This window comes from Anaerotruncus sp. 1XD42-93, from assembly GCF_009917605.1.
Lineage (GTDB): Bacteria > Bacillota > Clostridia > Oscillospirales > Ruminococcaceae > Anaerotruncus.
Genome location: NZ_QZEG01000035.1, coordinates 1 through 22,154, shown reverse-complemented (window position 1 = coordinate 22,154; position 22,154 = coordinate 1). Strand labels below are relative to the sequence as shown.

The following is a 22,154-nucleotide window of genomic DNA, read 5'->3' as shown; positions in this document are numbered from 1 at the left end:
AGGAGAAAATTTTCGGGATAATACACACAGAATTCATTGCGAGGAGGAAGCCCCACATGATCGTCCCTGCCTATTTTGAAGACCTGCTGATCCAGTCTGAAAACGCTCTGCCCAACCGAGCCTACTTCATCCCCGCGTCCAACCGTCTGGACGACACTGCGGAGCATCGGGAACGCTCCGATCGCTTCCAGCTGCTAAACGGCGACTGGAAGTTCCGCTACTACCCCAGTATCCATGACCTGACTGAGCTGTTCTATGAGGAAGGTTTCGATCCCTCCGCCTACGACACCATCCCCGTTCCCAGCGTCTGGCAGAATCATGGCTACGATCAGCACCAGTACACCAATATTCATTACCCCTTCCCGGCAGATCCTCCCTTCGTTCCCCAGGATAATCCCTGCGGCGCTTACCTGACTTCCTTTACCTATGCTAAGGACGAAAAGGCACCCAAGGCTTACCTGAACTTTGAGGGTGTGGATTCCTGCCTGTATGTCTGGCTCAACGGCGAGTATGTGGGTTACAACCAGATCTCCCACTCCACCAGCGAGTTTGATGTGACTGATAAGATCCGTGAGGGCGAAAATACTCTGGCCGTTCTGGTGCTGAAGTGGTGCGATGGCAGCTACTTGGAGGATCAGGACAAGTTCCGCACCAGCGGCATCTTCCGGGATGTATACATCATCAAGCGTCCTGAGAACCATGTGCGGGACTACTTCGTGACCACCCAGCAGGAAGAGGATAAAGCTACTGTCCGCGTTCGCTTCGCCTTCGCCGGTGAGAGTGTTCCCACTGTCATTAGGCTGCTGGACGCTGAGGATCGTCTGATCGACGCCGCCGAAGTGACCACGAAGGAGCATATCGGCAACTATACCCATCAAGCTATCCTGAACATTCCCCAGCCCACCCTGTGGAATCCCGAGAAGCCCTATCTCTACACCATGCTCGTCGAGTGCGAGAACGAGATCATCACCGACCGAGTGGGCATCCGGGAGATCAAAGTAGATGGGATGCAGGTATTCCTGAATGGAACTCCCATCAAGTTCCGCGGTGTAAACCGCCACGATTCCGACCCCGTGACCGGCCCCGTCATCAGCGTGGAGCACATGAAGCGCGACCTGCGGATGATCAAGGAGCACAACTTCAACGCCATTCGCACCAGCCATTACCCCAACGCCCCCATGTTCTATCAGCTGTGCGACCAGTACGGTTTCCTGGTCATTGACGAGGCCGACCACGAGAGCCACGGTGCCGCCGAACTGTACTGCGGAGAGAACGACGTCTGGGAGAACCACACCGAGCACTGGAACGAGCCCTTCGCCGACAACCCCAAGTTCCTGGAGGCTACTATGGAGCGCACCCAGCGCTGTGTCCAGCGGGACAAGAACCGCCCCTGCGTCATCTGCTGGTCCATGGGTAACGAGAGCGCCTACGGCTGTTGCTTCGAGGCTGCGCTGGCCTGGACCAAGAACTTTGACCCCGCCCGTCTGACCCACTATGAAAGCGCTCAGTATCGCAGCCGCAAGCGCAAGTACGATTTCTCCAACATTGACCTCTACAGCAATATGTACCCTGCGCTGGAGACCCTGCAGGAGTATGTGGACGATCCTGAGTCCGACAAGCCCTATCTGATGTGTGAATACTCTCATGCCATGGGCAACGGCCCCGGTGATCTGGAGGACTACTGGCAGTTCATTCAGGCCAATGAGTGCATGTGTGGCGGCTTTATCTGGGAGTGGTGCGATCACGCCATTTACAAGGGCAAGGCTCCTAACGGCAAAGATATGTACTGGTATGGCGGCGACCACGGCGAGTACCCCCACGATGGCAATTTCTGTATGGATGGTCTGGTTTATCCCGACCGTCGTCCTCACACCGGTTTGATGGAATACAAAAACGTACACCGCCCTGTTCGTGTTGTTGATTATGATCAGGCAACCGGCCAGCTGACCCTGCACAACTACATGGACTTTGTCTCCCTGCAGGACTACATCACCGCCTCTTATCAAGTCACTTGTGATGGTGCGCTTGTTCAGGAAGGCCAGCTGGATAAAATCTCCGCCATCGCTCCCCACATGAGCGGTACCGTGACCCTGAACGTCCAGGTTCCCGCCAAGGGCCGCTGTTTCCTGAAGATCAGCTACTTCGCCAAAAACAACTCCGAACTGATCTCCGAGGGCTTTGATTTGGGCTTCGATGAGATTACTCTGGAGAATCAGGATGACCGCAATCAGATTGCTCTGGCATACTGGCAGAGAAAGGCCATCCTGGAGGACAGTATTTCTGTTACAGAGGACTACCGGTATCTGACTCTCACAGCTGCAAACTTCACATATCGTTACGATAAGTTTACCGGTATGTTTGCCCGGATGACTTATCAGGGCATGGAGCTTCTGGACCGTCCCATGGATCTGAACGTGTGGCGCGCTCCCACCGATAACGACCGCAAGCTGAAGGCTGACTGGTTTGCTGCCCACTACGATAAGGCCATCACCCGGGCGTATAACACCCACTTCGTGGCCATGGACAGCGAGGTTCGTATCCACAGTGACCTGTCTATTGGTGCCATCGCTGTGCAGCGGTTCATGACCGTAGAAATCGACTGGACCGTGACGGCTGCAGGCGGCGTCTGTGCCAACATTCTCACCAAGCGCAACATAGAATTCCCCGAGCTGCCTCGCTTCGGTCTGCGCCTGTTCGTTCCTGAAAACATGGAGCAGGTTGCTTATTTCGGTCTGGGTCCCATGGAAAACTACATTGACAAGCGAAATGCTGCCAGCCACGGCTTGTACCGCGATACCGTGGACGGGCTTCAGGAGGACTACATCCGTCCCCAGGAGAATGGCGCTCACGGTAGTTGTGACTATGTGCTTCTGGAAAGCGACAAACTGCGTTTGATCGCAGTTGGCCCCGAACCCTTCAGCTTCAATGCATCCCATTACACGCAGGAAGAACTGACCGAGAAGGCCCACAACTACGAACTGAACAAATGCGGCAGCACCGTATTGTGTCTGGACTACCGGCAGAACGGTATTGGCTCTGCGAGCTGTGGCCCCGTTTTACAGAAGAAATACAAGCTGATCGACGAAACCATCGACTTCGCCATCCGCGTCATCCCCGAACTGAAATAACTGAATAAAGAGAATAGGAGATGCTATTATGGCTGAAAAGAGATATTTGAAATGGTACAACAAGGTGGGTTACGGCTCTGGCGATATCGCCGGCAACGTGGTCTATGCGTTCCTGACCTTCTTCGTTATGATCTACCTGTCCGATACCATCGGCTTGAACACCGGCATTGTTGGCACCCTGATGGCAGTATCCAAGATCTTCGACGGCGTTTCTGACGTCATCTTTGGCTCCCTCATCGACAAGACCAAGACCAAGATGGGTAAAGCCCGTCCCTGGATGCTGTGGCCCTATCTGGGTTGTGGTGTCTGCCTGTTCGCGATTTTCTCTATTCCCACTTCCTGGGGCCAGACCGCTCAGTACGCTTTCTTCTTCATCTTCTACGTGATGCTGAACGCAGGCTTCTACACCGCAAATAACATCGCTTATTCCGCTTTGACCGCTCTGATCACTAAGAATGAAAACGAGCGTGTTCAGATTGGTTCTCTGCGCTTCGTCTTTGCATTCACCACCAGCACCATCATCCAGGCTGTTACTTTTGGCCTTGTTGAGCACTTCGGCAACGATGCCGCCGCATGGAGAATTGTTGCACTGATCTATGTCATCATCGGCATTATCTCCAACACCGTCTCCGTCCTGTCCATGAAGGAATTGCCCGAAGACGAGATTGAAGCCAAGAAAGCAGTTGACGCTCCGGAAGAAAAGTACACCCTGCGCGAAGCTGTCGGTCTGTTGGTCAAGAATAAGTTCTACCTGCTGATTCTGGGTGTCTATCTGCTGACTCAGCTCTACACCGCTTTCACCGGCGTCGGCACCTACTACATGACTTATGTGTTAGGCAACAAGGAGCTGATGGGTTATTTCGCAAGCGCGCTCAACATCCCCATGATTATCGGCCTGTTGTTGGTGCCCACCATCGTTGCAAAACTGGGCGGTATGTATAAGATCAACTATTCCGGCTATGCTCTGGCCACCATCGCAAGAATCCTGGTGATCGTGGCTGCTTACATGGGCAGCGTTCCCATGATGTTAGCTTTCACCGCCATCGCTTCTCTTGGTATGTGCCCCCTGCAGGGCGACCTGAACGCTGTGATCGCTTCTGCTTCCGACTACACCTATCTAACCACTGGTAAGCGTATCGACGGAACCATGTACTCCTGCACCTCTCTTGGCGTCAAGATTGGCGGCGGACTGGGCACCGCCATCTCCGGTTGGTTGCTGGCAGCTGCCGGATTCATCGAGGGCGGCGTGGCCACTCAGCCTGACTCTGTTCTGACTATGCTGAATGTGATGTATCTGTGGTTGCCCGCTATCTTCTGCGGCTTGGTTACTTTCCTGCTGACCAAGCTGAATGTGGAGAAGGCCAACGCTAAGCTGCTGGAGCCTAAGAACTGAGTAAGTTATCCAAAAAATGAGGGACCTCATATGACAAAAAAACATTTTCTGATCTCCGCTCCCGGCCGTACAGAGATTAGCGGTAATCATACCGATCACCAGCGTGGCTGTGTGCTGGCCGCCGCAGTAAATCTGGAAACGGTGGCAGATGTAATGCTGAATGGCAGCAACAACATCCGCGTTCGCTCTGAGGGATTTCCTGAGGTTGTGGTCGAACTGGATGATTTGAATATCCGCGAAGAGGAAAAAAACACCTCCGCGGCCCTGGTTCGTGGCGTCGCAGCTGCCTTTGAGCAGCTGGGAGCCCGGATCAAGGGATTCGATGCCGAGACCCACTCAACCGTTCTTCCGGGCAGCGGACTGAGCTCTTCTGCCGCTTTTGAGGTGCTGATGGGCACCATCTGCAACGAGTTGTTCTTTGATCGGAAGCTCAGCCCGGTGGAAATCGCTCAGATCGGCCAGTATGCCGAAAATGTGTACTTCGGCAAGCCAAGCGGCCTGATGGATCAAGCGGCTTCCTCCGTGGGCGGCATGGTCTATATCGACTTCGCTGATCCGGATCATCCCCAGGTTGAGCGCATCGAGTTTGATTTTGAAAAGGCTGGCCATGCCCTGTGCATCATTGACAGCGGTGCTGACCACGCCGATCTCACTGATGAGTACGCGGCCATTCCCCGTGAGCTGAAAGAGATTTGCAATTTCTTTGGAAAGGATGTTCTGCGAGAAGTCCGCGAAAAAGAATTTATGGAGGCTCTGCCAAATCTGCGAGGGAAGGTTTCTGACCGTGCCATCCTGCGGGCCATCCATTTCTACCAGGAAAACAAGCGTGTCATGGAGCAGAAAAAAGCGCTGCTTGAAAACGACTTCGATGGTTTCCTTGGTCTGGTTACTAAATCCGGGTACAGTTCCTGGATGTATTTGCAGAATATCAGTCCTGCCGGTGCCACGCAGCATCAGGAGGTGGCGGTTGCTCTGGCCATGTGTGATACCCTGCTGAATGGGCGTGGGGCTTACCGTGTCCACGGAGGCGGCTTCGCCGGAACGGTGCAGGCATTTGTTCCTGTTGATATGCTGGAAGAGTTTAAAAGTGGAATTGAGCGGGTACTGGGTGAAGGCAGCTGCCACGTGTTGCACATTCGTAATGAGGGTGGCGTGAGATTGTCCTGAAGGAGGAACGGAAAATGGATGTGAATGTGTATATCGCTTCTTTGGTCCAATATGGCCTGAACAAGAAGCTGGTTCAGCCTTGTGACACGATCTATGTAACCAACGGGCTACTGGAGGCTATGAAACTGGACAGCTACGACCCTGCCAAACCGGAAGCCATGAGCCTGGAGGATATTCTTCAGGGGCTGTTGGAGGATGCGGTGGAACGGGGTGTCTGCGATGATGACATCACCAGCCGTGACCTCTTTGACACCAAACTAATGGGGATTCTGACTCCCATGCCCCGTGAGGTGCATCAGACCTTTTCCGAGATGTACGCCACCAGCCCTGAGACTGCCACCGACTGGTACTATAACTTCTCACAGGATACCGATTACATCCGCCGCTACCGCATCCAGAAGGATGTGCGTTGGAAGACGGCCACCGAATACGGCAATCTGGATGTGACCATCAACCTCAGCAAGCCGGAAAAAGACCCTAAGGCTATTGCAGCCGCAAAGCTCGCTCCCCAGTCCGGCTATCCCAAGTGTATGCTCTGCGCGGAGAACGAGGGCTATGCGGGACGTATGAACCACCCCGCCCGCCAAAACCTGCGCACTATTCCAGTTACCATCGCCGGTGAGGGCTGGCATCTGCAGTACAGCCCCTATGTCTACTACAACGAGCACTGCATTGTGTTCAATCATGAGCATGTTCCCATGGTCATCAACAAGGCCGCTTTCTCCAAACTGTTGGACTTTGTTTCTCTGTTCCCCCACTACTTTGTGGGCAGCAACGCAGATCTCCCCATCGTAGGCGGCAGTATCCTCAGCCACGAGCACTTCCAAGGTGGCCACTACTGCTTCCCCATGGAGCGCGCGGCGGTCGAGCGTGAGATTGTCTTTGCTGGTTTCGAGGATGTGAAGGCCGGCATCGTTAAGTGGCCCATGAGTGTCATCCGTCTGCGCTGCGGCAAAAAGGCGCGTCTGGTAGAGCTGGCTGATAAGATTCTGCTGAGCTGGCGTGGTTATACCGACGAGGATGCTTTCATCTTTGCAGAGACCGAAGGCGTGCCCCACAACACCATTACCCCCATCGCCCGCCGCCGGGGAACGGACTACGAACTGGATCTGGTTCTGCGCAACAACATCACCACCGAAGAGCATCCTCTGGGCGTGTACCACCCCCACGCTGAACTTCACCATATCAAGAAGGAAAACATCGGTCTCATTGAGGTTATGGGCCTGGCTGTGCTGCCTGCCCGCCTGAAGCAGGAACTGGCCGGTGTGGAGAAGGCTATCCTTGCCGGAGAAGAGCTGACTGGTGAACTGGCCAAGCACGCCGACTGGGTGGAAGAGTTGAAAAAGCAGCACACCTTTACTAAGGAGAATACCGCCGCCATTCTGAAAGTGGAGACCGGCAAGGTCTTTGCAAAGGTGCTGGAGCACGCGGGTGTCTATCAGCGCAATGAGAAGGGCGCGAGGGCCTTTGATAAATTCGTGAACTATGTGAATGAGGAGGGCTAAGTCATGAAGGTACTTGTAACCGGCGGTGCCGGATATATCGGCAGTCATACCGTAGTCGAACTGATACAGGCTGGCCACAGCGTTGTGATCGTAGATGATCTGTCCAATGCCAGAACGGATGTCGTATGCCGTGTAGAGAGCATCGTGGGGGAAAAGATCAAATTCCGTGTGATGGATTGCGCCGACAAGGAACAGATGCGTACCATATTCCAGGAGAACGAGTTTGATGCCGTGATTCACTTCGCAGGCCGCAAGGCTGTTGGCGAGAGCGTCAAAAAGCCTCTGGAGTACTACCGTACCAATCTGGACAGCACCATGACTCTGCTGGAGTTGATGGAGGAGTATGGTTGTAAAAAGTTTGTATTCTCCTCTTCTGCCACGGTCTATGGCCCCGAAAATCCCTATCCCTATAAAGAGGAGATGCCTGCCATCCAGTCCAGCAGTCCTTATGGCTGGAGCAAGGTAATGAACGAGCGTATCCTGACCGACTATGTGACGGCCCACCCTGATTTCTCTGTGGTGCTGCTGCGCTACTTCAATCCCATTGGCTCCCACGACTCCGGCCTGCTGGGCGACGACCCCAACGGCATCCCCAACAATCTGATGCCCTACATTGCCCGTGTGGCAGCCGGTGTTCTTCCCGAACTAACCATCTTCGGCGGTGATTATCCCACTCCCGACGGTACCTGCCAGCGTGACTACCTCCACGTGGTTGATCTGGCTGTGGGTCACCTGAAGGCGCTGGAGTATGCGGAGAACCATACTGGTGTTGAGGCCATCAACCTGGGCACCGGCAACGGTATCTCTGTTCGTGAGCTTGTCCGTGCCTTTGAAACTGCAAATGACATTAAATTGCCTTATGTAGTTGGGCCTCGGCGTGAAGGAGATCTTCCCGCTTTCTGGGCAGATGCCACCAAGGCTAAAGAACTGCTGGGATGGGAAGCAACCCACACCGTAGAAGATATGTGCCGCAGTGCTTGGGATTTTGTGAAGAAGAATACGAAATAACGAATAAACGCTTGATACCGAAAGACTCAGGTATCAAGCGTTTTTTTGTGGCACAGAGTTGTGAAACTTTGTGTATGAATTGACCCAGTTTGTCCATTTTTCAGGCCAAAATATTATTTGAGTTTTCGTAAAAATCAAAAAGGGCAAAAATGGGAACTGCATCAAAAGTGCAGCTACGATTTTATGCGGCAAAGCCGCGGATCTTCAGCTGCCGCTGGTTAGGCTTCAAAGGTTTGAAGTATCCTCGGATGCCAGAGTGTGCCTTGGACAAAAGGGTGTACAAGCCTTCCGCCAGCCGGTAATAGAAAAAGAAGACTTTTGGCTTGAGCAGAGCGGCGGCGTCAATGCAAATTTTAAAATGGCAGTTCTTTTCTCTGGTTTCTCTGAGCGTGGCAAGGAAGAGCATACAGGCGGAGAGAAAGAAGTTCAGGGAGTTGATTGCTGTCAGTGAGCGCACCCTGAAGTTTTCAAAGCTGAACATCTGCTTTTTGCAACGGAAGTATTCCTCGATCCTCCAGCGGGAGAAGTAGTGCCTCATTGCCGCGATCAGCTGCGCTTTGGTATCGGTGTTGAGATTTGTGGCCAGCACCATGGGGTGGCCAGAAAGGCCGTAAACCAGGATAATGGACAGCAGACGGTCAGAGCCACTGAGACAGCCCTTCACAACGGACAGCCTGGCCTTTCGCTTCCGTCCGTGATAGATCACTTTTGCTTTGTATTTTCCCTTATATTTCGAGCAGAGTTCTCCTATCGAATGCTTTTCACCTTGAATTCGCACCTTTCGGTTCAGCTTAAGTCGAATCACATATTCCTGCTCATACTTGTCCAACAGGCGAAAAACGTCATTGTCATCATAGCCTCTGTCCATGACGAAAATCACATGCCCCAACTTGTCCACGCAGGCACGGACAGCCTTTTTTGTATATTCAAATTGTCCTCCGGAAGTGTATTCAGGGGACTGAGTAGACCAAACCTCTGAAAAAACACTCACCGGATGGTTTGAGTATGTGAGGGCGGTAGCTTCGGTCACATAGTATCCGTTCCCCATGACAGACTTGGTCTGTGTGCTTTTGGAACCATCTCGCACACGGTCAATCCCCTCAAATGCCTTTCCGCAGGGTTTTACGACATCGCTGTCATCGATATGGACCACCACGCTTTCCGGCAAATATTTTGTTGCCACGTTCAGGTAATTACCCCGAACCGCTTCAGGAACCTCGTTGCCAAGATGCCGGGTCAGCCGTTCAATCGTGTTAATTTTCTGTGTATCTTCCTGCAATGCCTGAGCCATCTCAGAAATCAAGCAGCTCTTTGAGGCCATGGCACCGTAGCACACATCGGCAGCAAATTTCTGGAATGGCCGTGCCATACCCTCCGAAATTTTCTGTGTGAACTTGAAAATTTCTCTTTCCATAACGCCTGTATTTGTTGTATAATCAGCCATGAGGAATTCCTCCTGATTTGTTTGGCGTGGTTTTTTGTGGTGATTAAATTATACCACATTTCAGGATGGAATTCTTCTTTTATTTTCATTTTTTCACTGAATCCGTCTGCTTTTTTAATCGTCATTATGCCAAATTGAAAAAATACGAAAACTCAAATACAATGATAAAAAAGAAATGCGTAGAGGTGAATCACCTATGAGCATAGATACTCGCTTGTTGAAAATTGGGGCGCAGATTAAATTGAAACGCTCCTGGAAGCTGAATCAGCCCATTCCCTTGGCAGAGGTGGAGGCCATAGAGTCAAAATACGGTTTCCAGTTGCCAGAGGAATATAAGTCTTTCATCACCAAAATCGGAAACGGCAGCAGTCTACCCCCATTTCGAGAGGAATCTTGCCAACTGTATCCATTCAAAGACGGCCACCAGCTAAACCGGCTCCATGAGGATTTTCCGCTTATAGAGAACTGGGAGTGGGACACAGATCCAGAGTTCTGCATGGATGATCCAGAGGATAGTGAAAAGTGGAAGCGAGTGCAGGAGAATGGCGTCCTTGTTTTGGTGGAGGAGAATGTCGAGGGTGGTCAAACCTGGTTCCTGATTGTCTCCGGCCCCCGCCGGGGCGAAGTCTGGGAGCGGGACGAGAGTGGCGTGCTTCGTCTGCCGGGCTGTACCTTCCTGGACTGGGTAGAGCTGTACCTGTCTAAAAAGCTGACGTCCTACACCGATCAGCTATTCCGGGAGGAAAAGGAACGACAAAAAGCTGGCGATCCTCTTGCCAGGATTCGAGGGCTGATGGCTGGCAAACGGCGGAGGGACATTAGTTGGAATCCTCCTATCTCACTGGAGGCTGTGCGGGACTTTGAGAGAAGACACGGGATCGCTCTGCCAGAGGAATATGTTACATTCATTACGGAAATCGCCAATGGCTGTGAGAATTTCCCGGCTGCAAACAGCTGTGGAAAAGGCGGTGTATTTTTCTCCTTGGAGCAGTTGGACTGTCTGCCTAACCTGGGAAAGCCGTTCTATTTTGCAGAGAACACCGACGAAACTCGCCGTAGCTTAACGAATTGCTTTGGCCCTAACGCCTATACGGGGAAAAATCCGGTCTGGCACTCTTTATTCAAAGACTTTCCCAGGGAAGACCCTATTAGCCCAGTGTGGATTTGTGAGGATTACAGCGTACTATGCGGCGCATTGCCCTTTGCAACATACAACGATGACCGGCCAAACTGGAACATGCGGGCCACACAGCCAATCCTGATTGTAACAGGGCCGCTCCAAGGACAGGTGTGGCGCTCTTGTTCAGCCCAACTCCGGCCTGACGGCATGAGTTTTTACCAGTGGATCCTCCAAATGCTGGAGGGCGGTGCTCGCTAAATGTGTAAAAGCCATTCATTGGTAGGAAAAACGGCAAAACCTTTAAGTGGGCGAAAACAACGGGAATCCAAAAGAGTAAAGCTATCTCAAACAGCCGGAGGTGACTCATGAAGAACGAAGCGCAAATTCGAATATTACTGCTCCAGCAGTATCTCTGCACCTTAACAGATGAGGAACACGCCGCCTCCGTTTCAGACATCCTCCAATTCTGGGAATCCCACGGTATCCAGGCCGGCCGCAAGAGTGTGTACAGCGACATCCAGATCCTGATTGACCAAGGCGTGGACGTTGTCTGTGTCAAGAGCACCCAGAACCGCTACTTCGTCGGCTCCCGACTGTTCGAGCTGCCGGAGCTGAAGCTGTTGGTGGATGCGGTGGAGTCCTCGCACTTCATCACCAGGAAGAAAAGCGCCAGCCTGATCCGCAAGCGGGCCTCCCTCACCAGCCAGGAGCAGGCCAGACAGCTCAACCGCCCTGTCTACATGGAGGGCACAGCGAAGCAGGACAACGAGGCGATCTACTATGCGGTGGACATGATCCACACCGCCATCCAGGAGAAGCGGCGGATCGCCTTCCAGTACATAGAGTACACCGCAGAGAAAGAAAAAGTCCTCAAGCACGACGGCTATCGGTACGAGTTCAGCCCCTATGCCCTGATCTGGAGCCGGGACTATTACTACGCCGTGGGCTGGTCGGAGAAACACGGCAAGCTGGCCCAGTTCCGTGTAGACCGCATGACCGCTGTGGAACTGCTGGTGCAGGAGGCCATAGCAGCGCAGGACTTCGATCCCGCGGCGTATGTCCACCAGGTGTTCGGGATGTTCGGAGCCGACATCCAGAGGATAACACTGCTGTGCGAGAACAGCACCATGCGCAGCGTTGTTGACCGTTTTGGAGAGGAGGTGCAGACGGAGATCGTAGACGGGGCGCACTTCCAGACCACTGTGGATGTTGCCCCCAGCCCGCCCTTTTTCGCCTGGGTCTTTACTTTTGGCGGGAAAATCCGTATTATGGAGCCGGAGGAGATTGCGGCGAAAATGAGAGAGATGGCATACTGGCTACGATAAAGCTACTTTCAAGGCAAGTTAATTTGAAGCAGTATATGACATGTAATCAATGAAGTAAAACAGGACTTGATGATTGATGGAGGATACAACAAGTATGAAATCGTGGAGATTAGAAGTAATCGGAAATTGTGTACAGGCAGAAGAGTATGACTCCTTTATCGGAGGAAAACCCAAACTACCACCCGATATAGATATTCCAAAATGTGAATTGTGTGGGAATGAATTAACATTTATGTTCCAAGTAGCTTTTCCGCAAGGCCATGTGTGGGCGGGAAAATCTTTAGCTGTGTTTTATTGTGTTGAAAGCTGGCATGATAGGTATTGTATTCCAGAACTTCCCCAACGTATAGTAGATGCGGATATTTCTGAAGAATTTTTAAGAAATTATGAGCGAAACTTTCATGTCATCGTATTCGATACACCGATTGGGAAAATGGTCGATACTTACCAAGAGAAGATCGCTTTCCAGATATTAAAAACTATCCCAGAAAAACAAACAAAGCAAGAGTGGGATTTTGTAATGGGTGGACGGCCCATCTGGATTATGGGAATATCAGAAAAGCCAAATACAATAGCAGGAATTGAAAAACCTGCTTTGCTTTTACAAATAAAAGAAGATTTTCACTTTCCTATTTTACCCACTGCACCAAAGCAGGCAAATCCTTTTGCGCCTGGCGGCCTATCTCTTTTTCCGTGGTATGACCTTTTTGTATCAAACCGCATTTATTTTTGGGGCGTACAAAGTAACGGAACAGAACGGATATATATATCTGTTCAACGCCCTTAATATTTTCAGTCTATCGCCCAATACAGTATCAAAAAAGTCGAAACCTCGTGAGGTGTTCCCAACTGGGGACACCTCATTTTTGCCCTCTTGCCAATCGAACAAAGACACGATATACTATGGTCAAGCCGTTTACTACCGGGTAAACGATAAAGGGGGTATGCAAAATGAATCAGACATTCGGCGCCTTTGTCCGCCAGAAGCGGATGGCGCTGGGAATTTCCCTCCGGGGGCTGGCCGCACGGCTGGGCCTGTCTCCCGTATATATGAGCATCATCGAAACAGACCGTAAACCTGCGCCGGCCAAGGAACATCTGGACAGGCTGGCAGAGGAACTGCATCTGAGCAAAGAGGAGCGGGAGCTGTTTCTGGATCTGGCAGCCGCATCCCAAAAAATGAAGGTCCCGGCAGACCTGCCGGAGTATATCATGGAGCGGGACATCGTCCGCGCCGCTCTGCGCACCGCCAAGGAGGTGGATGCCACTGACGAGGAGTGGCAGGAGTTTATTGACCGTATCACCAAACGGACGTCCAAGAACAGGAGGGATGGACCATGACAAATATCTATTATCAGGAACAGGTGCTTGAAAATATCGCGCGAAAGGTGCTGTGCGGCTATGATTCCGCTCTGTACTACGGTTCCCCTGCCGCCGTCCCCATTGAGGAGATGATCGAGGCCCACGGCGTATCCCTGGAGTACCAGTATCTCCGGAAGAATGGCCGCATCCTGGGCAAGACCATTTTTGACGAAGGTCTGGAGGCAGTGTATGACATGGAAAACCGGGAGTACACCCTCTTCCCTGTCCGGGCCGGCACCATTCTCATTGACGCCTCGCTCTGTGAGGAGGACGCCAGCACAGGCCGTCTGCGCTTTACCTGCGCCCACGAGCTGGCCCATTGGATACTCCACAAAAAGCTGTACACCGGCACAGGCCGGAGCGCGGCTATGATTACAGAACAGTCCGAGACTACCCTGGAAGTACAGGCCAATATGCTTGGCTCCGCCATCCTTATGCCCATCGCCCAAATCAAGCGGTGCTTCTACCAGCTCCGGGGAGGCCGTCAGGACGGCCAGCTCATCGACGATATGGCCGATGTGTTTCAGGTGTCCAGACAGGCCATGCGCATCCGGCTCACCAACCACCGACTGCTGTAAAGTTTTATCGTTATGTTCACTAAAAAGGGAACAGCAGGAGGTGGAAATGAAGGAGAAGGAATCCCGCACGATCTACTGCCCGGTTTGTCACCGGGGCCGTATTCTGGACGCGGCAAGCCAGACAGATCCCGCACACCTGCGGCTCTTCGGGCCACGGCAGTCCGCCAAGGCGGAGTGGTTCACCAAATGTCCAAAATGCGGGGCACAGATCGGAATGATATTTCAGAGAGAAGTAAATATTGAGCAGCAGCAGGCGGGAGCGTGATCCCGTCTCTCCCTCAACCCCAATACTTAGTCAAGCGCACCAACCGCCCGTCATCACCGAGCAGGCAGCGTATCACATCGCACTACACTGCCTCTCCTGACCGGCCCCGCCCGATACTCGGGCCGCGGCAGGCCGGGATATCAGGGATGTAACTACGGGAGCCATCGCGTTCGGAGCCTTACAGGTAGCTTTTTAGCTATGTGTAAGGCTCCTTTTTTGTTGTCCTTTTCGCCAGCTGAAAGGCGGAAAGGATCGTTATGTCTCTGCGCTACTGGCAGCCATATACAGCGAAATACCCGTGACCTCCAATCTCAAAACCGCACCTTTCCCCCAAATTTTGAGATTGGAGATCACCCAAATGAAATTTACATATTTGGTCTATAAGCAGGTCAACGGTACCCGGCAGCTTGCCGCCGCAACACAAGAGGAGTGGGACGCCATTCTGAAAAAAAACAGGCGGCTGCCGTTAGAGCAGCGCCGCCGCTTCATGAAGGACTGTATTGAGGACGGGGATGAAGTGGATTGTATGTATATCGAAGTGCCCGCCTCGGAGCATCGGGAGTGGAACAGCAAAAATACGATCAGACAGAAGAATCGTAAGCTTGGTATGCGCTATACACATCAGTCTCTGGACGCCGGAGTCCCGGATATTGATGTAGAGACGCTGCACGAATGCGTTCCCTCTGGATTCAATCTCGAGGGCGCTGTAGCGGATCAGGTTCTCATAGAAGAACTGAAATGTGCGCTGCGGGCTTGGAACCCCTGGGCAGAGGAGCTGCTGGACCTCTATATAGCCGGGGCAAAGCGTTCCTGCACAAGCGTTTTGTGTCAGAAATACCGACTTAGTGATCGAACTGTTCAGAGGCGAAAAGAAGCCTTTGAAAAATTTGTTTTGGATTTTTTGAAAAAATGATGTCGGTTTCAGGCCTTTGAGGTTGTGGTAAAGGGATGAGAGGGCAAAACAGCCTCTCGTGCTCTTTGAAAAACACCGCAGCCCTGCGGTCATATCCGGCAACTGGAATACGTTCCCTGACGGTCCCGCCTAAGAAACGGGAAAGCGATACGGAGGATGCGCCAAGACCACCTGTAGCGGAAAGCGAATTGCAGTGAATTTCCTTTTCTGCTATAAAAGACGGCCAAATAAGGTGCCCAGCGGTCCCCATCCATCCCAAAACAGCCCTGGCAAGCTGTTTCGCAAAGACCCCGTCAGAACACAATGATACTCCCGCCCAGCCACAGTCTCAAACAATGGGGGCGGCTCGGAGAGAACCTCGGAGGGGTGAGATGCCCGTGATGTGCGCCAGCACAGTTCCAGACTGCCGCCCAAGGCTCGGGAAGTAGTGTCGAATAGAGCCGGCAAACAAACAACAACAGAAAGCGGGGCCGCTCTCCGCAAAAGGATAGCAGCATCTTTGCACAACCTGCGCAGGAGCGGCCCCGTTCTTTCAAGACAGAGGAGAAAACAACTATGGATTTCAAGAGAACCCGTCTTATTCAGCGGGGCGATATCTATTACGCCGACCTCTCGCCGGTTACCGGCTCAGAGCAGGGGGGCATCCGGCCCGTCCTGATTCTCCAGAACAACGTGGGCAACCACCACAGCCCCACCGTTATCGCCGCCGCTATCACAGGGTATGTCAAGGGTAAGCGCCAGCCCACTCATGTGCGGCTCAAGGGTGCGGCCTGCGGCCTGTTTCGGGACTCCACTGTCCTGCTGGAGCAGGTCCGGACTCTGGACAAGTCCCGCCTGGGCGAGTATATGGGCAGCGTGGGCGAGGACAAGATGCGTGAGGTGGATGCCGCGCTGAACATCAGCGTGGGACTGAAAAATACATAGCGGGAGGAAACAGTCATGCCAGCGAAAAACGCCAACATTGATTACTGCGGCATTCGAAACCTGCTCTGCCTGCTGGCCGGGCAGGGCTTCACGGAAGCCGAGCTGAAAAAAATTGCCGCCCGAATTGCTCAGGCGACAGGCGCAACCATCATTTTTTGTTGAGTTTCACCACTCTATTTCCATAGCTTTTGAAAGAGTAGTGTGGTATTGTGTGTTGCTGACAGGAGGAGGTGCAGACCATGAGCAGAAGACAACAGACCACAGGAAGCCTTGCGCTGGAACAGAAGAAAGTCATCGTTATCGAGGCCGCACAGAGGCCGGAGACGCAAAAACTCCGCGTTGCCGCCTACTGCCGGGTAAGCTCCGACTCCAGCGACCAGATGAACTCCTTCGCCGCCCAGCTGAACTACTACACCACGCTCATCAGCGGCAAGGACAACTGGACGATGACCGATATCTACGCCGACGCGGGGATCTCCGGTACCTCGGCGCAGAAGCGCCCGGACTTCCAGCGGCTCCTCTCAGACTGCCGCAGGGGGCGGGTGGACAAGATCCTGGTCAAGTCCATCTCCCGCTTCGCTCGGAACATGGCGGACTGCCTGAGCATCGTGAGGGAACTGCGGGAACTGGGTGTCACAGTGATCTTCGAAAAGGAAAATATCAGCACGAAAGACCCCAACTTTGATGCACTTACCTCCTTGATGGCTGAGTTCGCCAGATCGGAATGTGAGCATCTCACGAAAAATTCCGCCCATACACACTACATGGGTACGATCAGCCGCCCCACGAAAAGGACGTGGAAGAAGACGATCCGGCTGCCTGGGCGTCCGGAGAAAACAATCATATTCAGGATGGAGTGATCACATATGACAGGAACCACCCCAAGAGTCATCGTTATCCCACCCAAGCCGGAACTGGCCCGTTCCAAGGCTGTCCAGCGCCAGCTGCGTGTCGCGGCCTACTGCCGGGTGTCCACAGACGATGAGGAGCAGCTCACCAGCTACGAGGCCCAGCAGACCTACTACACCGACAAGATCATGACCAACCCCCAGTGGACCATGGCCGGGATCTTCGCTGACGAGGGCATCACCGGCACTTCGGCCCAGAAGCGGCCTGAGTTCCAACGGATGATCCGCAAGTGCAGACAGAAGAAAATCGATCTGGTGCTGGTCAAATCCATCTCCCGCTTCGCCCGCAACACAGTGGACTGCCTCAACTACATCCGGGCCCTGCGTACCCTCGGCATCGCCGTGATTTTCGAGAAGGAAAACATCAACACGTTGGAAACAGACAGCGAGATGCTCATCACCATGATGGGCGCCTTCGCCCAGGCGGAGAGCGAGTCCATGTCCGCCAACATCGTCTGGGGCAAACGGCAGGCTATGCGGGAGGGCAAGACAAACGTCCAATTCCAGCATCTGTACGGCTATGAGCTGGATGAGGATGGAAAACCCCGCATCATCCCCGAACAGGCGGCGGTGGTGAAGCATATCTACGACAGCTTCCTCGCCGGCCGCAGCATCCGCATGATCAAAAAGGAGCTGGAGAGTCAGGGCGTCCTCACCGCCAAGGGTGGGACGGTCTGGTCGGAGGCTGCCATCCGCAATATCCTGAAAAATGAAAAATATTGCGGTGACGTCCTGATGCAGAAGACCTACACCCAGGACTGCATCAGCAAGAAGCAGCTCCGCAATATAGGACAGCTCCCTATGTACCTGGTGCAGGACAACCATGAGGGCATCATCACCCGTGACAGGTTCAACCAGGCAAAGGCGGAGTTCGCCCGGAGGAATGCGGGCCGGGCTCCCAGCCAGAAGCTGGCCCCCACAGGCCGCTCCTGCTACAGCGCCAAATACGCCCTTACCGAGCGGCTGGTGTGCGGTGAGTGTGGAACTCTCTACCGCAGGTGCATGTGGGTCAAGCGAGGACAGAAGTTCGCCGTGTGGCGCTGTGCCAGCCGGGTGGACTACGGCTCGGAATACTGCCACGACTCCCCCACACTCCGGGAGGGTCCCCTGCAAGCCGCCATCCTCGCCGCCATCAACACTGCCATGAGCCAGCAGGAGGCACTGATGGGGCAGATTGAGGATGCCATGCGGATGGAGCTGATCCCCTTCCCCGGCGCCATGAGTATATCGGATATCGACCAGAGACTGGATGAGCTGGACAAGGAATTTCAGGGGTTGTTCGCTGACTCCAAAGACGGAGGCTTCATGAAGCACGCTGAGGAGTTCAAGCGTATCTCCGCTGACATGACTGCTCTGAAAGAACAGAGAGCCAGACTGCTGGAACAGCAGAACAGCGACTCCGCCGCCAGCCAGCGGATCGCCAATGCGATGGAGATTCTGAAAACTGGCGATGCCGCTATCCAATGGGAGGAGAGTACCATCCGCCAGCTGGTGGATACGGTGAAGGTGTTGTCCGCAAACCGGATCAGGATCTATCTCCACGGTGGGATCGAGAACGAGCAGACCATCGGAGAGGAACAGTGAACATGATCTATATTACCGGCGACACTCACGGCGGCTTCCAGCGGTTCACCACCAAAAACTTCCCCCAGCAAAGACAGATGAGCCGCAATGACTATGCGATCATCACAGGCGATTTCGGGGGTGTGTGGGACGATTCGCCCAGAGAGACATACTGGCTCGACTGGCTGGAGGAAAAGCCGTTTACCACCCTCTTTGTGGACGGGAACCATGAAAACTTCGACAGGCTCAGTGAACTTCCCGTCCACCAGTGGCAGGGTGGGAAAGTCCACTATGTCCGGCCCCATGTGCTTCACCTGATGCGTGGGCAGGTCTTCGAGATTGATGGCACATCCTTCTTCACCATGGGCGGCGCTGCCTCCCACGACATCCAGGACGGCATCCTTGATCCGGCGTCCCCCGATTTTGAGCGGGAATACTGGTTCAAGCGCCGGACACGGCAGATGTTCCGGGTGAAGGGAGTCTCCTGGTGGCCCGAGGAGCTGCCCTCAGTGGAGGAATATGAGGAGGCCGTCAGGAACCTGGAAAGGGTCAACTGGAGGGTGGACTGCGTCCTGACCCACTGCGCTCCCACCAGTATCCAGCAGAAGCTGGATCGAAACTACACCCCAGATCGTCTGACGGACTTCCTCCAGATGGTCAAGCGGTGGTGTCAATTCAGTTACTGGTTCCTGGGCCACTACCATCGGAACTGCGTGGTGGATGACCGCTTTATCATCCAATGGAAACAGATGGTGGATCTGCAACGGGAATAACAGCGGCATCACCGCCCGATACCGCTAAGGAGCAAGCCCTCGGATGACCGAGGGCTTGCTCGTTGGCGATTTCAAATCCCAGAGAATAAAAACAGGCGCACCCGCGCTGGAAAGGAGAAGCTGGATGAACGTCAGAAAACCTGTTGACTACAGCGCCATGTTCGCGGTGCTGGACACCCTGATGGCGGCAAACCTGCCACAGATGGAACTGTATTGCGGGATTGGCCGGCTGGTCAATGGCAGGCCGGAGAAAGGCGCCGCTGTCGCCGCTGCGGAGTATCTGTGCGCTGCTTACCCTGACGCCTCCGGCTTCTCCCCCCGGAACCTGCGCCGGATGCGGGAGTTCTACCATACCTATGAGAGCATACCGGAGGTGCTGGCTGAGGCCATGACCATCGGCTGGACACAGAACGTGGTCATTATGGAGGCGGAGCTGACTCCCCAGGAACAGGCATGGTACATCAAAGCGGCTGGGCAGTTCGGCTGGTCGAAGTTGGAACTGGTCGGGAATATCCGTGAGCGTATCCACGAAAGCATGGCCCTCGACAACACAGCCGATCCATGTTATAGTAACGGCAGCGGAGGTGATGAGGATGGCAAAGAAAAAACTTCCGGGGCATTTCTGCAAGGTCTGCGGGATGCGGAAGTCCAACGAAAGCTTCAGCGGCAGAGGTCATGCGGCGCATATCTGCAAAGCCTGTTCCCGCCTCTCACCAGCGCGGCAGGCGGAGGAGATGACGCTCCGCCGTTTAGAAAATCTACCGCCGCGCCGCCTGAGCGAGAGCGAGATGACGTGGCTGAAAAATCGAACCCACGACCACAGGCCCGACGTGAAGTCCCTGGCCTGTATGGTCTATGCGCAGCGATTTCCCCGCCAGGTGCGAAACCAGAAAAAGCAGGAGCTGTCCATCCAAACGCTGAAGCTGAACATCAATGGCGATATCTGCGATCCCTATGGCGACCCGGTGTACATCAGAGAGAGTTACCAAGTCAGCCGGACATCGTCGGCTGTTGTCCGCATCCAGCAGGATGGCACATCTCAGACAGTGTCACCGCCGCCCAAAATCCTGGCAAAGCTCCTGAAGTGGACGGTACACACGCTGGAGATTTTCTGGTGGAGAGAGGATTATTGCGGCCCTGCCGATGTTGATTCGGAGGATGCGGAGTCCCCACTGTGGAGCGTCCGTGTGGAATACTCCAACGGAGAGATTCAGGATATGGAGTCGGCGGACGATGTGCCTGACCCTGTTCTGGAACTTTTATCTGCTCTTGCTGAACTCTTTGAGTAGACACAGCGCCTCCGCTATGCTATAATTACAGCAAAGGCTTGCCACTGGAGGACAGACGGATGGACAAGGATACGGTCAAGGATCTGACCCTGATGCTGATGTATCTCACCTCCTGGGAGGAAAACCTTGTCCCGGAGCTTCACGAAAAGCCTGACCGCCTTGGCTTTCGTCCTCAAATCCGCCGCACCTGGAAAGGGTACGATTTCGGCATTCTGAATGAGCTGACAGACGAGGGACTGGTCAATGCCAGAAACCGCAGCAAGTCCGCTTCGTTCACGGATGAGGGTGCTGCCAAGGCACTGGAACTGCTGATGCAGTATGGGATCACTCTGGAGCAGCAAGGCGGAGAGGAGGCCGGGGTCGATGGGACAAAATGATAAGATCCAGCTTTTCGAGGATAAGCGTATCCGTACCGCATGGGACGAGGCGAAGGAAGAATGGTTCTTCTCAATCGTAGATGTGATAGCGGTTCTGACAGACAGTAAAGACCCTGCCGCCTATTGGCGCAAGCTAAAACAACGGATGCGTGAGGAAGGCAGTGAAACCGTGACAAATTGTCACGGTTTGAAGATGACAGCTGCGGATGGCAAAAAACGCTTGACTGATGTAGCGGATACCGAGCAGCTTCTGCGTATCATCCAGTCCGTCCCCTCTCCCAAAGCGGAACCGTTCAAAATGTGGCTGGCCCAAGTTGGCAGGGAGCGTATTGAGGAAACCATTGATCCTGAGTTGACCATTGAGCGTGCCTTGGAAACCTATCTGAGAAAAGGATACAGCCGTGAATGGGTCAACCAACGGCTCCAGGCGATCCAGGTGCGAAAAGAGTTGACCGATGAATGGGATGCTCGTGGTGTTCAACGGGGTATCGAATACGCCATCCTGACCGATGAGATCTCCCGCGCATGGTCTGGTATGACCACCAGGCAGTATAAGCGTCTCAAAGGCTTGAAAAAAGAGAATCTTCGTGATAATATGACCACGCTGGAGTTGGTTTTGAATATGCTGGCCGAAGCGACCACCACAGAGATCTCGAAACAAAAAGAGCCTGAAACATTTGCAGAAAATGTTGAGATAGCGCGTGCGGGCGGCAAAGTGGCTGGGGATGCACGCAAGGCTGTGGAAACGCAGACTGGTGTTCCTGTCATTACATCCCAGAATGCAGCCCAACTCAATCAGGTGGTAACCGATATGATCGAGGGAGTAGCCTCCGAAGGAATCGATAAACCTGATGCAGATAAATAGTATTTGTGCAAAACCTGAAAACTGAAATTTGCAAAAACACAAAAAAATATCGCCTCCAGCGGCGAAATAGCATTGCAGTGTGCCGAGAGTAAATCTTGAAAAACCTGTCATATCAATGCTTTGGAGACACTGGCCTCCCGCTTCCGGAGACGCGGGTTCGAAAGTGGGCACGCGCTCCAGAAAAAGAGGTCAAAAAAGATTTTTGGTGAAAAAACTGAGAGATTTCAAGACCTCAGAGGCCCTTGGA

21 protein-coding genes are annotated in these 22,154 nt (G+C 53.5%); 20 read left to right on the top strand and 1 reads right to left on the bottom strand.

What is annotated here, in order from left to right; genetic code table 11:
• The first annotated feature begins 56 nt into the window (after positions 1-56).
• The 5 genes from D5269_RS12120 to galE are packed head-to-tail and all read left to right on the top strand — an operon-like array spanning position 57 to position 8,201.
• Complete coding sequence (locus D5269_RS12120) at positions 57-3,128, top strand: glycoside hydrolase family 2 TIM barrel-domain containing protein (RefSeq protein ID WP_120485658.1); 3,072 nt, start codon at positions 57-59, stop codon at positions 3,126-3,128.
• Between the two features lie 28 nt (positions 3,129-3,156).
• Complete coding sequence (locus tag D5269_RS12115; protein WP_120485657.1) at positions 3,157-4,521, top strand: MFS transporter; 1,365 nt, start codon at positions 3,157-3,159, stop codon at positions 4,519-4,521.
• Positions 4,522-4,551: 30 nt separating this feature from the next.
• Entirely contained in the window at positions 4,552-5,688 is a 1,137-nt protein-coding gene (locus tag D5269_RS12110) for a galactokinase family protein (RefSeq protein WP_016317168.1), read from the top strand.
• 14 nt (positions 5,689-5,702) lie between these two features.
• Complete coding sequence (gene galT / locus D5269_RS12105) at positions 5,703-7,193, top strand: UDP-glucose--hexose-1-phosphate uridylyltransferase (protein WP_016317167.1); 1,491 nt, start codon at positions 5,703-5,705, stop codon at positions 7,191-7,193.
• Between the two features lie 3 nt (positions 7,194-7,196).
• Complete coding sequence (gene galE, locus D5269_RS12100; RefSeq protein WP_120485656.1) at positions 7,197-8,201, top strand: UDP-glucose 4-epimerase GalE; 1,005 nt, start codon at positions 7,197-7,199, stop codon at positions 8,199-8,201.
• A 181-nt stretch (positions 8,202-8,382) separates the two neighbouring features.
• Here the strand turns inward: galE and D5269_RS18595 are convergent, their stop codons facing one another.
• Positions 8,383-9,645: a transposase gene (locus tag D5269_RS18595; protein ID WP_243126813.1), complete on the bottom strand. Its 1,263-nt coding sequence runs from the start codon at positions 9,643-9,645 to the stop codon at positions 8,383-8,385.
• Positions 9,646-9,841: 196 nt separating this feature from the next.
• Here D5269_RS18595 and D5269_RS12085 point away from each other — a divergent pair, with 196 nt between their 5' ends.
• The 15 genes from D5269_RS12085 to D5269_RS12015 all read left to right on the top strand — a co-directional run bounded on the left by D5269_RS12085 (position 9,842) and on the right by D5269_RS12015 (position 21,907).
• Positions 9,842-11,023, top strand: a complete 1,182-nt coding sequence (locus D5269_RS12085; protein ID WP_158604965.1) for an SMI1/KNR4 family protein — start codon at positions 9,842-9,844, stop codon at positions 11,021-11,023.
• A gap of 107 nt (positions 11,024-11,130) precedes the next feature.
• On the top strand, positions 11,131-12,090 hold the full coding sequence (locus D5269_RS12080; protein ID WP_120485654.1) for a WYL domain-containing protein: 960 nt from the start codon (positions 11,131-11,133) through the stop codon (positions 12,088-12,090).
• Between the two features lie 94 nt (positions 12,091-12,184).
• Positions 12,185-12,877: a hypothetical protein gene (locus D5269_RS12075; protein WP_120485653.1), complete on the top strand. Its 693-nt coding sequence runs from the start codon at positions 12,185-12,187 to the stop codon at positions 12,875-12,877.
• A 164-nt stretch (positions 12,878-13,041) separates the two neighbouring features.
• The gene (locus D5269_RS12070) at positions 13,042-13,431 is read left to right on the top strand and encodes a helix-turn-helix transcriptional regulator (protein ID WP_016317161.1); all 390 of its coding nucleotides are present in this window, start codon (positions 13,042-13,044) and stop codon (positions 13,429-13,431) included.
• The gene (locus tag D5269_RS12065) at positions 13,428-14,030 is read left to right on the top strand and encodes an ImmA/IrrE family metallo-endopeptidase (RefSeq protein WP_120485652.1); all 603 of its coding nucleotides are present in this window, start codon (positions 13,428-13,430) and stop codon (positions 14,028-14,030) included. Before D5269_RS12070 ends, D5269_RS12065 begins: the two co-directional genes overlap by 4 nt.
• A gap of 46 nt (positions 14,031-14,076) precedes the next feature.
• Entirely contained in the window at positions 14,077-14,295 is a 219-nt protein-coding gene (locus D5269_RS12060) for a hypothetical protein (RefSeq protein WP_016317159.1), read from the top strand.
• 358 nt (positions 14,296-14,653) lie between these two features.
• Positions 14,654-15,208 carry a hypothetical protein gene (locus D5269_RS12055; RefSeq protein WP_120485651.1) on the top strand — a complete coding sequence of 185 codons (555 nt, stop codon included), beginning with the start codon at positions 14,654-14,656 and terminating at the stop codon, positions 15,206-15,208.
• A gap of 555 nt (positions 15,209-15,763) precedes the next feature.
• On the top strand, positions 15,764-16,132 hold the full coding sequence (locus D5269_RS12050) for a type II toxin-antitoxin system PemK/MazF family toxin (protein ID WP_016317156.1): 369 nt from the start codon (positions 15,764-15,766) through the stop codon (positions 16,130-16,132).
• A 15-nt stretch (positions 16,133-16,147) separates the two neighbouring features.
• Positions 16,148-16,294 carry a hypothetical protein gene (locus tag D5269_RS12045; protein WP_016317155.1) on the top strand — a complete coding sequence of 49 codons (147 nt, stop codon included), beginning with the start codon at positions 16,148-16,150 and terminating at the stop codon, positions 16,292-16,294.
• 77 nt (positions 16,295-16,371) lie between these two features.
• The gene (locus tag D5269_RS12040) at positions 16,372-16,992 is read left to right on the top strand and encodes a recombinase family protein (protein ID WP_120485650.1); all 621 of its coding nucleotides are present in this window, start codon (positions 16,372-16,374) and stop codon (positions 16,990-16,992) included.
• Between the two features lie 6 nt (positions 16,993-16,998).
• The gene (locus D5269_RS12035) at positions 16,999-18,624 is read left to right on the top strand and encodes a recombinase family protein (RefSeq protein ID WP_120485649.1); all 1,626 of its coding nucleotides are present in this window, start codon (positions 16,999-17,001) and stop codon (positions 18,622-18,624) included.
• A gap of 2 nt (positions 18,625-18,626) precedes the next feature.
• A complete protein-coding gene (locus tag D5269_RS12030) occupies positions 18,627-19,376 on the top strand; it encodes a metallophosphoesterase (protein ID WP_120485648.1) in 750 nt (249 codons plus the stop codon).
• Between the two features lie 124 nt (positions 19,377-19,500).
• A complete protein-coding gene (locus D5269_RS12025) occupies positions 19,501-20,526 on the top strand; it encodes a DUF1016 N-terminal domain-containing protein (protein WP_158604964.1) in 1,026 nt (341 codons plus the stop codon).
• A gap of 198 nt (positions 20,527-20,724) precedes the next feature.
• Positions 20,725-21,042 (top strand): DUF6429 family protein, encoded by a 318-nt coding sequence (locus D5269_RS12020; protein WP_016317149.1) that lies wholly within the window; start codon positions 20,725-20,727, stop codon positions 21,040-21,042.
• Positions 21,029-21,907 carry a Bro-N domain-containing protein gene (locus tag D5269_RS12015; protein WP_120485646.1) on the top strand — a complete coding sequence of 293 codons (879 nt, stop codon included), beginning with the start codon at positions 21,029-21,031 and terminating at the stop codon, positions 21,905-21,907. Before D5269_RS12020 ends, D5269_RS12015 begins: the two co-directional genes overlap by 14 nt.
• Positions 21,908-22,154: the final 247 nt, after the last annotated feature.

What these genes read in the sequence shown, in the direction of transcription:
- D5269_RS12015 (WP_120485646.1), top strand. Translation starts at nt 21,029, where the DNA reads ATGGGACAAAATGATAAGATCCAGCTTTTCGAGGATAAGCGTATCCGT.
- D5269_RS18595 (WP_243126813.1), bottom strand. Translation starts at nt 9,645, where the DNA reads ATGGCTGATTATACAACAAATACAGGCGTTATGGAAAGAGAAATTTTC.
- D5269_RS12045 (WP_016317155.1), top strand. Translation starts at nt 16,148, where the DNA reads ATGCCAGCGAAAAACGCCAACATTGATTACTGCGGCATTCGAAACCTG.
- D5269_RS12040 (WP_120485650.1), top strand. Translation starts at nt 16,372, where the DNA reads ATGAGCAGAAGACAACAGACCACAGGAAGCCTTGCGCTGGAACAGAAG.
- galT (WP_016317167.1), top strand. Translation starts at nt 5,703, where the DNA reads ATGGATGTGAATGTGTATATCGCTTCTTTGGTCCAATATGGCCTGAAC.
- D5269_RS12120 (WP_120485658.1), top strand. Translation starts at nt 57, where the DNA reads ATGATCGTCCCTGCCTATTTTGAAGACCTGCTGATCCAGTCTGAAAAC.
- D5269_RS12020 (WP_016317149.1), top strand. Translation starts at nt 20,725, where the DNA reads ATGGACAAGGATACGGTCAAGGATCTGACCCTGATGCTGATGTATCTC.
- D5269_RS12055 (WP_120485651.1), top strand. Translation starts at nt 14,654, where the DNA reads ATGAAATTTACATATTTGGTCTATAAGCAGGTCAACGGTACCCGGCAG.
- D5269_RS12060 (WP_016317159.1), top strand. Translation starts at nt 14,077, where the DNA reads ATGAAGGAGAAGGAATCCCGCACGATCTACTGCCCGGTTTGTCACCGG.
- D5269_RS12080 (WP_120485654.1), top strand. Translation starts at nt 11,131, where the DNA reads ATGAAGAACGAAGCGCAAATTCGAATATTACTGCTCCAGCAGTATCTC.
- D5269_RS12115 (WP_120485657.1), top strand. Translation starts at nt 3,157, where the DNA reads ATGGCTGAAAAGAGATATTTGAAATGGTACAACAAGGTGGGTTACGGC.
- D5269_RS12035 (WP_120485649.1), top strand. Translation starts at nt 16,999, where the DNA reads ATGACAGGAACCACCCCAAGAGTCATCGTTATCCCACCCAAGCCGGAA.
- D5269_RS12050 (WP_016317156.1), top strand. Translation starts at nt 15,764, where the DNA reads ATGGATTTCAAGAGAACCCGTCTTATTCAGCGGGGCGATATCTATTAC.
- D5269_RS12025 (WP_158604964.1), top strand. Translation starts at nt 19,501, where the DNA reads ATGAACGTCAGAAAACCTGTTGACTACAGCGCCATGTTCGCGGTGCTG.
- D5269_RS12110 (WP_016317168.1), top strand. Translation starts at nt 4,552, where the DNA reads ATGACAAAAAAACATTTTCTGATCTCCGCTCCCGGCCGTACAGAGATT.
- D5269_RS12065 (WP_120485652.1), top strand. Translation starts at nt 13,428, where the DNA reads ATGACAAATATCTATTATCAGGAACAGGTGCTTGAAAATATCGCGCGA.
- D5269_RS12070 (WP_016317161.1), top strand. Translation starts at nt 13,042, where the DNA reads ATGAATCAGACATTCGGCGCCTTTGTCCGCCAGAAGCGGATGGCGCTG.
- D5269_RS12030 (WP_120485648.1), top strand. Translation starts at nt 18,627, where the DNA reads ATGATCTATATTACCGGCGACACTCACGGCGGCTTCCAGCGGTTCACC.
- galE (WP_120485656.1), top strand. Translation starts at nt 7,197, where the DNA reads ATGAAGGTACTTGTAACCGGCGGTGCCGGATATATCGGCAGTCATACC.
- D5269_RS12075 (WP_120485653.1), top strand. Translation starts at nt 12,185, where the DNA reads ATGAAATCGTGGAGATTAGAAGTAATCGGAAATTGTGTACAGGCAGAA.
- D5269_RS12085 (WP_158604965.1), top strand. Translation starts at nt 9,842, where the DNA reads ATGAGCATAGATACTCGCTTGTTGAAAATTGGGGCGCAGATTAAATTG.